The organism is Komagataeibacter saccharivorans, assembly GCF_004348195.1.
In the GTDB taxonomy this organism is placed as follows: Bacteria; Pseudomonadota; Alphaproteobacteria; order Acetobacterales; family Acetobacteraceae; genus Komagataeibacter; species Komagataeibacter saccharivorans.
This window is the reverse complement of sequence record NZ_CP036404.1, coordinates 1,871,294-1,885,445: the sequence shown is the minus strand read 5'-3', so window position 1 is coordinate 1,885,445 and position 14,152 is coordinate 1,871,294. Positions and strand designations below refer to the sequence as shown.

At 63.3% G+C, this 14,152-nt stretch carries 13 protein-coding genes and 1 riboswitch; of the genes, 9 read left to right on the top strand and 4 right to left on the bottom strand.

All coding sequences use genetic code 11. The annotated features are described in order from the left end of the window. Nucleotides 1–53: 53 nt before the first annotated feature. The 3 genes from KSAC_RS08545 to KSAC_RS08535 all read right to left on the bottom strand — a co-directional run bounded on the left by KSAC_RS08545 (nt 54) and on the right by KSAC_RS08535 (nt 2,945). Complete coding sequence (locus KSAC_RS08545) at nt 54–452, bottom strand: DUF3597 domain-containing protein (RefSeq protein ID WP_102325390.1); 399 nt, start codon at nt 450–452, stop codon at nt 54–56. A 75-nt stretch (nt 453–527) separates the two neighbouring features. Then, nucleotides 528–1,826, bottom strand: coding sequence for an adenosylhomocysteinase (gene ahcY, locus KSAC_RS08540; RefSeq protein ID WP_110547323.1), 1,299 nt, complete (start codon nt 1,824–1,826; stop codon nt 528–530). Nucleotides 1,827–1,907: 81 nt separating this feature from the next. After that, complete coding sequence (locus KSAC_RS08535; protein WP_132305102.1) at nt 1,908–2,945, bottom strand: dipeptidase; 1,038 nt, start codon at nt 2,943–2,945, stop codon at nt 1,908–1,910. A 185-nt stretch (nt 2,946–3,130) separates the two neighbouring features. On the opposite strand from KSAC_RS08535, the gene KSAC_RS08530 reads away from it, so the two are divergent. The 4 genes from KSAC_RS08530 (at nt 3,131) to KSAC_RS08515 (ending at nt 6,884) form a co-directional block, all read left to right on the top strand. Next, the gene (locus KSAC_RS08530; protein ID WP_371207704.1) at nt 3,131–3,964 is read left to right on the top strand and encodes an aldo/keto reductase; all 834 of its coding nucleotides are present in this window, start codon (nt 3,131–3,133) and stop codon (nt 3,962–3,964) included. A gap of 159 nt (nt 3,965–4,123) precedes the next feature. Next, complete coding sequence (locus KSAC_RS08525) at nt 4,124–5,260, top strand: lytic transglycosylase domain-containing protein (protein ID WP_132305100.1); 1,137 nt, start codon at nt 4,124–4,126, stop codon at nt 5,258–5,260. Nucleotides 5,261–5,294: 34 nt separating this feature from the next. Further along, on the top strand, nt 5,295–5,924 hold the full coding sequence (locus KSAC_RS08520) for a peroxiredoxin (RefSeq protein WP_102325394.1): 630 nt from the start codon (nt 5,295–5,297) through the stop codon (nt 5,922–5,924). Nucleotides 5,925–5,942: 18 nt separating this feature from the next. Continuing rightward, a riboswitch (cobalamin riboswitch) is annotated at nt 5,943–6,133 on the top strand. Nucleotides 6,134–6,158: 25 nt separating this feature from the next. After that, a complete protein-coding gene (locus KSAC_RS08515) occupies nt 6,159–6,884 on the top strand; it encodes a CbtA family protein (protein WP_132305098.1) in 726 nt (241 codons plus the stop codon). Nucleotides 6,885–6,886: 2 nt separating this feature from the next. On the opposite strand, the gene KSAC_RS08510 is transcribed toward KSAC_RS08515, so the two are convergent. Beyond that, nucleotides 6,887–8,074, bottom strand: coding sequence for an extracellular solute-binding protein (locus KSAC_RS08510; RefSeq protein WP_132305096.1), 1,188 nt, complete (start codon nt 8,072–8,074; stop codon nt 6,887–6,889). Nucleotides 8,075–8,306: 232 nt separating this feature from the next. Here KSAC_RS08510 and KSAC_RS08505 point away from each other — a divergent pair, with 232 nt between their 5' ends. The 5 genes from KSAC_RS08505 to KSAC_RS08490 all read left to right on the top strand — a co-directional run bounded on the left by KSAC_RS08505 (nt 8,307) and on the right by KSAC_RS08490 (nt 14,130). Continuing rightward, entirely contained in the window at nt 8,307–9,428 is a 1,122-nt protein-coding gene (locus KSAC_RS08505) for a lysophospholipid acyltransferase family protein (RefSeq protein WP_243705154.1), read from the top strand. Between the two features lie 41 nt (nt 9,429–9,469). Beyond that, complete coding sequence (locus KSAC_RS17265; RefSeq protein WP_165927304.1) at nt 9,470–9,625, top strand: hypothetical protein; 156 nt, start codon at nt 9,470–9,472, stop codon at nt 9,623–9,625. 10 nt (nt 9,626–9,635) lie between these two features. Continuing rightward, on the top strand, nt 9,636–11,849 hold the full coding sequence (locus tag KSAC_RS08500) for an EAL domain-containing protein (protein WP_132305094.1): 2,214 nt from the start codon (nt 9,636–9,638) through the stop codon (nt 11,847–11,849). 107 nt (nt 11,850–11,956) lie between these two features. After that, entirely contained in the window at nt 11,957–13,666 is a 1,710-nt protein-coding gene (locus tag KSAC_RS08495; RefSeq protein ID WP_132305092.1) for a putative bifunctional diguanylate cyclase/phosphodiesterase, read from the top strand. An 11-nt stretch (nt 13,667–13,677) separates the two neighbouring features. After that, nucleotides 13,678–14,130: a hypothetical protein gene (locus KSAC_RS08490; protein WP_118962737.1), complete on the top strand. Its 453-nt coding sequence runs from the start codon at nt 13,678–13,680 to the stop codon at nt 14,128–14,130. Nucleotides 14,131–14,152 lie beyond the last annotated feature (22 nt).

The window sequence follows — 14,152 nt, the reverse complement described above, 5'->3', positions numbered from 1 at the left end:
TGCAAAACGGGCGCGCGATGGCTGGCTGCCACGCGCGCCCGTCCCGCCTGGCGTCATTTCATCAGGTCGGGGGAGACCTTACCGCCATTCTGCGCCAGTTTCTGCATCACCTGGGCATGCAGCCAGATGTTCATGGACGCGGAATCACTGGTGTCGCCGGTGTAGTGCAGTTCCGACGCCAGTTCCTTGCGCGCGGCAAGGGAACTGTCCAGCCCGAGCAGCTTCATCAGGTCGACAATGGATGTCTGCCAGTTCAGCTTTTCGGGGTTCCTGGCGGCCATGGCGGCCAGAACCGCATCCACGTCCACCGGCTGGGCCGGGGCGGCGGAAGCAGCCGGAGCCGCAGCGGCGGCCGGGGCAGCAGCGGGGGCTGCCGCCGGTGTCGCGGCATCAGCGTGGCTGAGTCCCGTATATTCGAAGATCTTGGACATGATTGAACCGAAGATGCTCATATTCTCTCTCCATCGCAGGGTCCGGCCCGGCGGGTGCCGGACCGGTCAAGCGTATATCAGGGACTCTGGCGGTGCTTAGTAACGGTACAAGTCGTTCTTGAACGGGCCGTTTACGGGCACGTCAATGTAGGCTGCCTGTTCCTTGGTCATCCGGGACAGGTGGGCACCCACCTTCGCCAGATGGAGTGCGGCAACCTTTTCGTCCAGTACCTTGGGCAGGGTGTAGACCTTGTTTTCGTATTTGCCCGCCGGTGCCGTCCACAGTTCGATCTGCGCCAGCGTCTGGTTGGTGAAGGACGCGGACATCACGAAGGACGGGTGGCCCGTCGCGTTGCCCAGGTTCACCAGACGGCCTTCGGACAGCACGATCAGGCGCTTGCCATCGGGGAAGACGACCTCATCCACCTGCGGCTTGATGTTGTCCCACGTGAAGTTGCGCAGGGCGCCGATCTGGATTTCGGAATCGAAGTGACCGATGTTGCACACGATGGCGCGGTGCTTCATCTCGCGCATGTGGTCGAGCGTGATGATGTCCACATTGCCCGTGGCGGTTACGAAGATGTCGCCACGCGGGGCGGCTTCTTCCATCGTCACGACCTCGTAGCCTTCCATTGCGGCCTGCAGCGCACAGATGGGGTCCACTTCGGTCACCAGCACGCGGCAGCCCGCGTTGCGCAGGGACGCGGCGGAACCCTTGCCCACATCGCCATAACCGGCAACGACGGCAACCTTGCCGGCCATCATCACGTCCGTGCCACGGCGGATGGCGTCCACCAGGCTTTCGCGGCAGCCATACAGGTTGTCGAACTTGGACTTGGTCACGCTGTCATTGACGTTGATGGCGGGAACCTTGAGCGTGCCCTTCTTTTCCATCTCCCACAGGCGATGGACGCCCGTTGTCGTCTCTTCCGACAGGCCGCGCACGTCCTTGAGCAGTTCGGGATACTTGTCGTGCATGAGGACGGTCAGGTCGCCGCCATCATCCAGGATCATGTTCGGCGTCCAGCCATCGGGACCGCGGACGGTCTGCTCGATGCACCAGTTGAATTCGTCTTCCGTCAGGCCCTTCCATGCGAAAACGGGCACGCCCGTGGCTGCGATGGCGGCCGCGGCCTGATCCTGCGTCGAGAAGATGTTGCATGACGACCAGCGGACCGTGGCCCCCAGCGCCGTCAGGGTCTCGATCAGGACGGCGGTCTGGATCGTCATGTGCAGGCAGCCCGCGATCCGCGCGCCCTTCAGCGGCTGGGACGCGCCATATTCCTCACGGAGCGCCATGAGGCCGGGCATTTCGCCTTCCGCGATCGAGATTTCCTTGCGTCCCCACTCGGCAAGCGAGAGATCCTTGACCTTGTAGTCAGTGCTGGTGGTCATTTCTTGTTCCATATTCGGTCAGTACGGCACAGGATATAGCCCGTTGGGCGCGCGTGATCCAGAGCGGGCGGGATATGACGGTCACGCGATCGTGTCCGCCACCTCTTCCGCCTGCTTCATGATGCGCAGGAAATTCTCTCCCCACAGCGCCGCGATCTGGTCGCGATCATAGCCGCGCCGCAGCAGTTCGGCGGTCAGGTTGCCGGATTCAGCGGCATTGGCCCAGCTGCGTATTCCGCCGCCGCCATCGAAATCGGACGAGATGCCGACATGTTCGATACCGATTCGCTGCACGGCGTAATCGATATGGTCCACGAAATCCGCCACGGTCACGGCCCGCGTGTCGCGCACGTCGCGCGGGCGCAGGAAAGCGTCCATGGCGGTAATGTGGATCACCCCGCCACACGCCTTCAGCGCGTCAAGCTGCGTATCATCAAGGTTGCGCGGATGATCGCACAGGGCGCGCACGCAGGAATGGCTGGCGAATACCGGCGCGCGTGACAGTTCGACGGCCTGCATCATCGTGCTGCGCGCGGTGTGGGAAACATCGACCAGCATGCCAAGGCGGTTCATTTCCGCCACCGCGTCGCGGCCCAGCGCCGACAGGCCGCCATGGATGCTTTCGGGGTCCTGCAGGTGCTGCATCGGCCGGGCCGAATCGGCCAGACGGTTATGCCCGTTATGGGTCAGCGTCATGTAACGCGCGCCCAGTTTGCGGAACGCGGCGATCAGGGACAGGTCCTCGCCGATGGTGTAGCCGTTTTCGACGGCGGGAATAATGACGATGTCACCCGCCGCATGGGCGGCGCGTACGCCCTCGACCGTATCGCATACCCGCACGCCCGGTATCTGGCCGGTGTCCGCGATTACGCGCAGCATGGCCAGCGCCCGGTCCGACGCCGCGGCATGACCCGCCGCATCGCACGCGCCCTGTCCCACATAGGCCACAAGGCACGCCGCCCCCAGCCCACCGGCGCGCATGCGCGGCAGGTCCACCCGGCGCGACGGCGCGCCAGTGGCGAAATCGTTCCGGTCGGGCCACGGGATGTCGATATGCGTATCGATCGTCAGGATCGTGTGGTGAAGATCGGCGGCAGGCGGGGTGGGGGTATCGGTCATGTCTGTCCTTTCTGAGCGGGGACAATGAACCATATGCAGCCCAGTAATGAAAACTGGGCATAAACCAAACGGGGCCGGGCATCGTTACCCTGACCATAGGCGACACGTCCTGCCCCGGCCAGATCGCCGCCCCGCCGCCCGCGCGGGGTCAGTTGCTGCCGGGAGCGTCTGGCGAAGGAATGACCATGACCACGATTCCCCTGCTTACCCTCAATGACGGATACAGGATTCCCGCGATCGGTTTCGGCACCTATCCACTGGATAACCCGCAGGCTGAAGCAGCGGTGCGTGAAGCGCTGGCGGCGGGGTACAGGCTGTTCGATACCGCGGCGCGTTACGGCAATGAAAGCGGGGTGGGTACGGGGCTGCTCAGTTTCGATGTCGGGCGTGAGGATATTTTCGTCACCACCAAGCTGCGCGGGGCCGACCATGGCTTCGACAGCACCCTGCGCGCGTTCGAACGCAGCCTTGAACGGCTGAAGATGAGTTATGTCGACCTCTACCTCATCCACTGGCCGCTTCCGGCCAAGGACCTGTATGTGGAAAGCTGGAAGGCAATGATCCAGTTGCAGAAGGATGGCCATGTACGCTCCATCGGGGTGTCTAACTTCCTGCCCGAACACATCCAGCGCCTGATTGACGAAACCGGCGTGGTGCCCGCCGTCAACCAGATCGAGATGCACGTCGATTTCGCGCAGTCGGGCCTGCGCGCCATGCACCGCAAGCACGGCATCCTGACCGAGGCGTGGAGTCCGCTGGGCCGGGGCGCGGTGATGGAGAATCCGGTCCTCAACCGCGTAGCGGAACGTCATGGCAAGACCCCCGCACAGGTCATGCTGCGCTGGATAGTACAGACCGGCTCAGTGCCCATTCCCAAAAGTGCGCATCCCGAACGCATGCGCGCCAACCTGCAGACATTCAGCTTCAAGCTGACGGATGAGGACATGCGTGACCTTGCGGCACTGGACAGCCCCAGCCACCGCACCGGTCCCGACCCCGCGACCTGCACCGAGGAATAACTTCCTTTAATTCCGGGCGGGAAATGGCATGTACGCAGCCTGCGCATCAGGATTGCGCAAGCCGGAGCCGCGCTGTTATGGTGCGGCCCTCCCGTCGGATGGGGCCATGCTGGCATGTCCACCATGGGAACATGGGCATGAGCGGGATAACGGCAGGACATGGCAACAGCGCAGGCAGTAGTGGAACCGGCATCTGACGAATGTGGGCAGGCGGCCCCGGTCGCCCGGTCCACCACTACGCGCGGGGCCGTGCGGTGGCTGGCGCTGGCATTCGCGGGTTTTCTGGCCGCCTGCGCGCAGGGGCCACGCCCCATGACCGAAGCGCAGATGATGGACGAAGCCGATACCTATCGCGCCCGCGCCCATACCAGCTATACCCCGCCCGGCCCGCCGGACGATCCATGGGGACCGTATATTACCGAGGCGTCGCAGCGCTTCGACGTGCCCGCCGTCTGGATCAGGCAGGTCATGCAGCGCGAATCTGGTGGCCAGCTTTACCGTAACGGGCAGTTCGTGACCTCGCTGCCCGGTGCGATGGGGCTCATGCAGCTCATGCCGCCCACTTATGACGAGATGCGCGCGCGCTACAGCCTCGGCCCCGATGCCTATGAACCCCATGACAACATCGTGGCAGGCACCGCCTACATCCGCGAGATGTACGACATTTACGGCTCCCCCGGCTTTCTTGCCGCCTATAACAGCGGGCCGGGACGGCTGGATGATTTTCTGGACCGCTACCACACCCTGCCCAAGGAAACCCGCGATTACGTAGCCTCCATCGGACCGAAGATCGCGGGCAGCACGCCGCTCAACCGCTCGCAGGCGGACCTGCTGGTGGAAGCGCGCGCACTGGCCCGCGCGCAGGCGGCGCAGAACAGCCGTGGCGGACGAAACCGCGCCCGCACCCTGATGGCGGCCGCACCGCAGGATACGGTAGCCGAGCCCCCGTCGCCCGAAGCTGCCGCCGTCCGTGCGGCATGGAGCGCGCGTGAACAGAGCGGCGTGACCCCCATGACATCGGCTGCGGTGCATCCCGGGGTCATCAGCATGGCGGGTGGACATGACTGGGCGGTGCAGGTGGGCGCCTTCGGTTCCGCCGGGCAGGCCGAACATGCGGCGGGGCAGGCAAAGGCCAGGGTTTCCTACAGCGGGGTGCGCACGCAGGTCGCCAGCGTTGCATCGCAACGCGGTCATGTCTATCGTGCAAGGCTGACCGGCCTGTCGCACGCTGCTGCCGAACAGGTCTGTCAGCGACTGGGTGGCGGTGGCTGCCAGATCCTGCCGCCCGCCACATGATGGCTGGAACCCTGCTTTCAGGGTGTGAGGAAACATGAGGTATTTTTACAGGCGTTCGCGCTGGTGCATGCCGGGGCTGTGCCTGCCGCTGGCGGGGGTGCTGGCGTTTGCCGGGTTCGTGTGTTTCTCACCCGCGCGCGCGGCGTTGCCGGTGGGCAGCCAGGCCCCGATGTTTGATACCCAGGCCACGCGCAATGGCAGTGAATTCAGCTTCCATCTGGCCGATGCGCTGCGCAAGGGGCCGGTGGTGGTGTATTTCTATCCTGCGGCCTTTACCCGTGGCTGCACCATGGAAGCCCACGATTTTGCTGCCGCCATGGACCAGTACACGGCGCTGGGCGCCACGGTGATCGGCGTTTCGACCGATGACCTGCCCACCCTCGACCGTTTTTCCGTCAGCGAAGGCCATGGCCGCCTGATGGTCGCAACCGACCCGAAGGGGCAGATCGCGCGGCAGTATGACAGCCGCCTGCCGCTGCTGAACCGGGCCAACCGCACATCCTATGTGATCGCGCCCGATGGCAAGGTGATTTACGCCTATAGTGCGCTTTCGCCCGATGGCCATGTCGCTCATACGCTTGATGCGCTGCGGCAGTGGCGTGCGGCGCAGGGTCAGGCCAGCAGGGTGACGTTGCCGCAGTCCCCGGCCACGGCTGCGCCGTAGGCCGCGCGATATTGACTTGGATGCGGGCGCGGTATTGACTGCGCCCCTCGTGATCCGCGGGAGGGAAGCCGGTGGGATTCCGGCACGGTCGCGCCACTGTACATCGCATGTCGTCATGCGGAAGTCAGACCTCTCCCGGTGGATAAAGAATAATTCCGTTGCGGGACGCGCTTTCCCGACAGGAGATCTGACAATGAATTTCCATTCCTCCCTTTCCGGTCGGGGGGCTGGCTGATGGCGGGCCGCCTTCTGCTGCGTGGCATGCTGGCTGGTATTCTTGCCGCCTGCCTTGCCTTCGTGTTCGCCCGCGTGTTCGGTGAACCGCAGGTCGCCCTTTCCATCGCTTATGAAGCGGCACAGGACGCGGCGGCAGGCGATGCGCCAGAGCCGGAACTGGTCAGCCGCGCGGTGCAGGCATCCATCGGCATGCTGACCGCCGCCGTCATGTATGGTGCCGCCTATGGCGGTCTGTTTTCGCTGGTCTTTGCAACCGCTTATGGCCGGATTGGCCGTTTTTCGCCGCGCATGCTCGCCCTGCTTCTGGCCGGGGCGGGATTTCTGGCGGTGGTTGTCGTGCCCGATCTCAAATACCCGGCCAACCCGCCCGGCGTCGGTACGCCGGAGACGATCGGCCTGCGCACGGCCACCTATTTCGAGATGGTGGTCTTTTCGCTATGCGCGCTCGTTCTGGCGGTTCTTTCTGGCCGCGCGCTGGTGGCGCGGCTGGGTGAATGGAGTGCCTCGCTGTGCGGGGCGGCGGTGTTCGTGGTGCTGATCGCGCTGCTGCAATGGGTGCTGCCTGATGTGAACGAGGTGCCGGACAATTTCCCCGCCCTCGTGCTGTGGCGCTTCCGGGAGGCAGCACTGGGCATGCAGCTTGTTCTGTGGGGTAGCCTGGGGCTGATGTTCGGTGTTCTGGCCGAACGGCTGCTTACGCCCCGGGCCGTGCGTCACGGCTGAAATCAGGGACCGGCTGTGCCGTCATCCGCATTGTCTGTGGCGGGTGTGACCGTGGTGGGCGTGACGGGAGTACTGTCCTTCATCACGCCGTCCCATAACGCATGCAGCCTGCCATCCATGGCCTCGTCAACGATGGGGTAGGGATGGCTTGCGGCGATATAGCCCGGCTGCTGGTCCCAGTGCAGCGCGGCGCGGGCCGCGTCATCCAGCGGGGCAAGCGGACTGGCGGGCATGCCCCAGTAACATGATGATGTGGCAAGCCGCGCCTGCGCGGCAGGCGTGCGCAGATACTGCGCGAATGCCAGCGCCAGCGCCTTGCGCTGCGATGTGGCGACAATCGAAATCCCGTGCTGCCAGCGTATGCCGCCCTGCCGGGGCACGGTAAAGGTCAGCTCCGGGCGCCGGGCTGTGGCGGGGGGCTGCGCATCGGCCGTCGCCACTGCGCCGCCTTCGCCCACGCCCGCCGTGGTCCATGCGCCACCGCCCACGACAATATCCACCTGACCATCCGCCAGCGCCTGCTGCACCGTGGCCATGTCCCCTACCAGTGCGGCGCTGGCGCGCAGGGTGACAAGCCTGTCCCGCAGGGCGGGCAGGTCGGTATCGTGCAGGTGTGCGGGATCAAGGCCCATGGCCAGCGCGATATAGGACAGGACCGGCAGGTAGCTGTCATATATCGCGATCCGCCCGTGATGGCGTGGCTGCCAGATGGCGTTGATGTCCTCCATATCCGCAGGGTCTACCCGTGTGCGGTTGAAGGCTACGGCATTGAAGCCATATTTCTCCGCCACGGAATACAGCCTGCCGCCATAGGACCCGATTGCCGGATCGGCGATGGGGGCTGGCACTTCGGCTGCGGGAAAATCGGCGGGGTCCAGCGGCTGCAGCATTCCGGCCATAGCCAGACGGGGGGCATCCGTTTCATCCATGATCACCACGTCCCAGTCTCCCGGTCTGGACTGGCGCAGGATGGTGCGGGTGGCATCGCCGCTGTCGATGTCCTTGAAGTGGATACGTACCCTGTTGGCCTGCTCGAAGGGGCCAAGCAGTTCAGGGTCTTCATGATCGCACCATGTCAGCACGTTCAGTACATCATCCGCTGCCCGCGCGGGGCCATGCGGGAGGGACGCAAGAAGGGTGAAGGCGGTCGTGGCGGCGAACAGGACGCCGCGACGGCTGCATGCGGACATGGGGAAAAACTCCTCAGGGATAAGTACCTAGCATGGACCGGTCATCACGTCCGGTCCAGCGGCGGACGGGACACAGGCCATCCGCGCCGGTCCGTATTCCTTGTCGCCAGGCAATATGACGGCACGATGACGGCGGGCGCACACCGCGCGCGTTGCATGCATGACACGGCAGCCAGACTGTCCTGCCGCCCTATATTGTCGCGTGCCATGATGGCGGGCTATGGATAGGCGCATGATCGCCGATTTCATCCGCCGCTTTACCCGGCGTCGTTCCACACCACCTGTCCAGTCCCTGCCCGCGCGACGTGCCTCCCGGCAGGTGATCGCCCCTGAAGCGGGTTCGGATGCCGCGCGGGCCATCGCGACCATGTCCGTCACCCCGTCGGGCCGCCTGCGTGAATATGCCCGTACCGCCCGTGGCGTGGGACGGCTGGCCGCCATTACGGTGTGGGTGCCGCTTTCGGTCGGGTTCGAGGCGGTCCTGCTGCTGGTTCCCGGCACGGCCAAGATACGCTGGACGCGCATGGTCTGGGGCGGGCTGTGCCTGCTTCTGTCGCTGCGCATACGCGTGGTTGGCCGAAGGGCGGGCGGCGTGGGGGGCAGGCGTGCCCGGCGCGAAGGCGAACGGCCGGTCATTTACGTCTCCAACCATTCCACATGGCTTGACGTGCCGGTGCTGGGCACCGTGCTGCCATCCAATTTCGTGGCCAAGGGCGATATCGAGGGCTGGCCGATCATGGGGCTGGTGTCCCGCATCGGGCGGACCATATTCGTCAGCCGCCAGCGCAGCACCACGGGCCGCGAGCGGGACGAGATGCTGCACCGCCTGATGGTGGAAGGGGACAACCTGATCCTGTTCCCCGAGGGTACATCATCGGACGGGTCACGGGTGCTGCCGTTCCTGTCGGCCTTTTTCGCCATCGCCAAGCCGCCGCGCCTGCCCGCGGGGAAGGTGCCGGACGAACCGTTGAGCGAGGCCGCCACCATCGCCGCGAAGCCGGGCATGATCCCGCTGATCCAGCCGGTTTCGGTCGTGTACGACCAGCTTGAGGGCGTGCCGGTCAACCGCGCGCGCCGCCCGGTCTTCGCATGGTACGGGGACATGGACCTTGGCCCCCATGTATGGCAACTGGTCAAATGGCGTTCGATGCGCGCGACCGTGCTGCTGCACCCGCCGCTGGACCCGGCGGATTTCCCCAGCCGCAAGGCGCTGGCGCAGGCGGCGTGGCGTGCGGTTTCAGCAGGTGCTGCCGAGCTGCGCCAGAACATGCCCCAGCCGGAAGGCGAAAGTGCCTATGCCTGCCGCCCGCTGGCGGGCATGCTGCCACAGGATCTGGAACGCCGTCGTGACTGATGGATGGCTTATGGTCCTGTGCTGGCGGGGATGGACGTGATATGGCCACCACCCTTCGGATGCAGATGCAGCGGCACCGTACCGCCAGATCCATCATGCGTATTACGCTGTGTTGCCCGACCATGACGGGACTGACGCAGCGGATGCGCATGTGGTATGGGCTGCCTGCCTGCCACAATTACGAAGCGTGGCTTTAAATGGTGCATCATGCGCCCCGACGATCTGGAGTTTATGGTGGATCAGCCCGAGATTAGCGCCGATGTCCTGCTTTCCGCCATGGAGCAGGCCATCGACCCCATGGTCGTGATTGATGAGCATAACAATATCATCTTCTTCAATCCCGCCGCCGAGGAGATATGGGGTCTTCCGCGTGAACAGGTCATGGGCCAGAACGTAAACTGCCTTGTACCATTACCGGAACGTGCGAAGCATAACGGCTATATCGACCGCAACCGGGAAACCGGAATAGGCCGGATTGTCGGAACATCCCGCGAAGTCGAGTTCCAGCGTTCCACTGGCGAATATGTATGCGGTGAACTGTCGATTTCCCGCGTGCAACTGACCGGCAGCAGCAAGATCTATTACATCGCCGTCATGAAGGACGTGACGGAACAGAGCCGGCAGCGCAGGATACTCGTCCTGCAGAACGATGTGCTGCAGGCCCTGGCATCCGACCAGACGGTACGCGAAGTGGGCGAACTGCTGTGCCGCCGGGCCGACAGGTTCGTGCCCGATGGCATGGCCGCCCTTATCCTGATCGACAGCGCGCATGCGCTCAAGGTTCTTGCCGCCCCCGGCATGCCGGCCCGGTTCCGTGCCGGGCTGGACAGCATGGTGCTGACCGATGCGCAGGTGGAGGAACTGGGCAGCAGCCCGGCCACCAGCAACGCGGTGGTATGGGACAGCTACCAGTCGGTGGCCCGTTCGCTGGGGCTGGTGCGGTGCTGTTCATCCCCCGTTGTCTCGCGCACGGGAAAGGTGATGGGTATTTTCGCCATCTATCTTCGCGGGGGTGAGAAATCGCATGAATGGGCGGACCGGGTGGTGGCCGCCTGCATGCCGTTCTGCGCGCTGGCGATCGAACAGAACGAGACACGGCTGCATATTGCCCAGCTTTCCAATTTTGACCGCCTGACGGGCCTGCTGAACCGTTCGTCGCTGCATAATGTCATCGAACGTCTGATCCTGCGCGGCGGCAACAGCCGGTTTTCGCTGTTCATGGTCGATATTGACCGTTTCCGCGATATCAATGACGCGCTTGGCCATGTGAACGCCGACCGTTTCCTGATCGAGATCGGGCGGCGCATCCGATCGCAGGTGAAGGATGAATGCATCGTCAGCCGTTCGGGCGGGGATGAGTTCATCATCGTTATCCCCGACTGTTCGCATGAAAAGGCGGAAAAATTTGCCGAAGGGCTGATCAACGCCATCGCCAGACCCCTTCAGGTGGGGGAAAATACGCTCAGCATTTCCTGCTGTGTGGGCATCAGCACCTTTCCCGAAAACGGGCCGGACAGTGAAACCCTGCTCAGCCTGGCCGACGTGGCCGCCCATCAGGCCAAGGAAGACGGGCGCGGCGTCTACCGCTTTGCGGGACGCGAGAAGAACCAGGTCGCGCAGGACCGGCTGATGCTGGGTTCGGCGCTGCGGGATTCCCTGGCGCGCGGCATGCTCAACCTGCATTACCAGCCGCAGGTGGAAACCATGACCGGCGGCCTGTACGGGGTGGAAGCCCTGTCGCGGTGGCATCATCCCAAGCTGGGCAACATCTATCCTTCCCGTTTCATCGCCGTGGCGGAAGAAACCGGCCAGATCGAGGCCATCGGCCGGTGGTCGCTGAAGGAAGCCTGCACGCAGATGATGAAATGGGATCAGGACGGCGTGCATGTGCCCACCGTTTCGGTCAATCTTTCAGCCGTGCATTTCCGCAATCGTGGCCTGCCCGAATATATCGCCAACCTGCTTCAGTACCATAACCTCACGCCCGACCGCCTGACGGTTGAAATTACCGAGAGCGTGATGATGGACAGCAGCGGTGATACGGAAGAGGTGCTGCACGCCATCCGCAGGCTGGATGTCGGGCTGTCTATGGATGATTTCGGTACCGGCTATTCTTCCCTGTCACGCCTGACGCGCCTGCCGCTGAGCGAAATCAAGATCGATCGCAGCTTCATAAATGATTTTGAACACGATACAAATGCGCAGGCCGTGACCATGGCGGTAATCGGCATTGGCAGCAGGCTTGGCCTGACGGTCGTGACCGAAGGGGTGGAGACGGTGCAGCAGCACAAACTGCTGGAAAAACTGCGTTGCGATGTGATGCAGGGCTACCTGTTCGCCAAGCCCCTTCCACCTGCGGCACTGGAAGAATGGTTCCGTGCGGGGCAGGAGCGTGGATCGTTCATTCTTCCCGGGCAATAGATGGTGCGCCTGCCGGGGTGGCGCATCCGGGTCAGGGGGCGCTACCCATTGTCAGTTGAATTTAATGGATAACGCCCCATTTTCTACTTTGGTTTTCAGACAGGAAGATGGCATTGCAACACGATGATCGGCTGCGGGCACTGACACGTCAGGATGTGGATTTCTGGGCTGATCTGGTTGACAATATCCTGATTGTCGCCATTACCGACAGGCAGGGCGTCATTACATATGCGAATGACCGTTTTTGTGAAATAAGCCAGTATTCGCGTGAGGAACTGATCGGTTCTACCCACAGTATTGTCAATTCCGGTTATCACGACGCCAACTTCTTTCGCGACATGTACCGCACGATCGGCGCGGGTGAACTGTGGCGTGGCAATATCTGTAACCGCGCCAGGGATGGCTCGCTTTACTGGGTCGCGACCACCATCATCCCCAAGATGGATGCGCACGGTCAGATACTGGGCTATGTGGCCAGCCGCTACGAAATTACCGAACTGATGAACACCCGCGACCGTCTGTGCGAACTGGCGGAAACGGATACGCTGACCGGGCTGCTCAACCGCGGTGGCTTCAATACGGCACTGGCCGATGAAATCGCGCATTGTCGGGAAGGCGGGGCGATCCAGCCCGCACTGGTCATGTTCGATCTGGACGGCTTCAAGCAGATCAACGACGTGCATGGCCATCATGCCGGCGATATCGTGCTGCGGGCCGTGGCTTCGCGCCTGATCGAACTGACGCATCCCGATGATCCGGTCAGCCGTCTGGGCGGGGACGAATTCGCCGTGATCCTGAACCGGACGCTGGAAGACATGCCGCTGGATCGGTACCTCGACCGGCTTCAGGCCGTTCTGGAACGCCCGATCGATATCGAGACGGTGACCGTATGCGTCGCGGGCAGTGTGGGTGCTGTGCTGCTTGACGGTAACGATACGATGGAGGACGTGCAGAAAAACGCCGATATGGCCATGTATGCCGCCAAGCGCGCGGGCGGCAAGCAGTCGCAGATGTTTACGCGGACCCTGCGCGAACGCGCACAGGCGCGCGTCACGATCCTGAGCGAGGCGCGCTGCGGGGTGGAACATGACCAGTTCGAGATCTATTACCAGCCCATCCTGAACTGCCGCACCCGGCAGATGGATCAGGTCGAGGCGCTGCTGCGCTGGCATCACCCCGAACGCGGGCTGCTGGCGGCGGAAGACTTTTCCGATGTGTTTACGGATGCGGGTCTGGCGCAGGCCATGGGGCCAAACATGATCGAAGCCTTCCGGCGCAATGTCGCCATGTGGAAGAGTCACGACCTGCCCCCGCGCCAGCTTGCCATCAACCTGTCGCGCATGGACCTGATCCGCGATGATTACGGGCGTGAGTTTGAAGCGGCGCTGCGCCATTCCGGCATGGCCCCAGACAGTTTCGTGCTGGAAGTGACAGAAGCCATGCTGCATGGTCGCCGGGCGGATCAGGGCATCCGCCATCTGCGCGAACTTGCTCAGGCCGGGTTCAATATTGCGCTTGATAATTTCGGCAGGGGGGCAACCGTTCTCAACCATCTGCGCGAACTGCCCTTTTCCCAGATCAAGATCGACCAGTCCATGGTCGCGAACATCGTGGATGACCGGGGCGCATGCATGGTCCTGTCCAGCCTGATCGAGATGGGGCAGGGACTGGATATGGAAGTGACGGTGGAAGGGATCGAGAACCGTGCCCAGTTTGATCTGGTCATGGCCATGAAGCCGGAGCGGATACAGGGCTTTTTCATCTCCACCGCCCTGTCGGCCGCCGATATCGTGAAACTGCCCACATATTTTGACTGAACGGGATACCCATGACTGATACCCCCCGCACGGTTGCGGCCCGCATTGGCGATGACCTGCCCCGCATCGATGTTATCGGACTGGCCAATACAAGGCGCATCATGCATGCCGAACGTCATAATGATGGAACGCGCATGCCCCTGTTCATCCCATCGGCATCATGGGCACGCCTGCTGGAACTGCACTGCATGGGGGATGAGGTGCAGGATCGTCCCCGTCTTTCCCCTTCACGGGTGATGGAAGGGCTGGAACAGGCTCTGGGCCGGATCATGACGGAGATCGTCCACCATGACGCGCAGCATGATGAACCGCTGCGCCCGGCTTACAGTGTCACATCGGACCTGTTTGGGGCGGAGGGACCGGTTGACATCCGCATGGTTGTGGATGGCGCTACGGGAGTGGCCTGCATGCTGGCGGGGCCACCGGCCGATATCGCGGGGCTTGGGCTGGATAACCCGGCGTAAGGTCAGGCGGATTTTTTGCCCG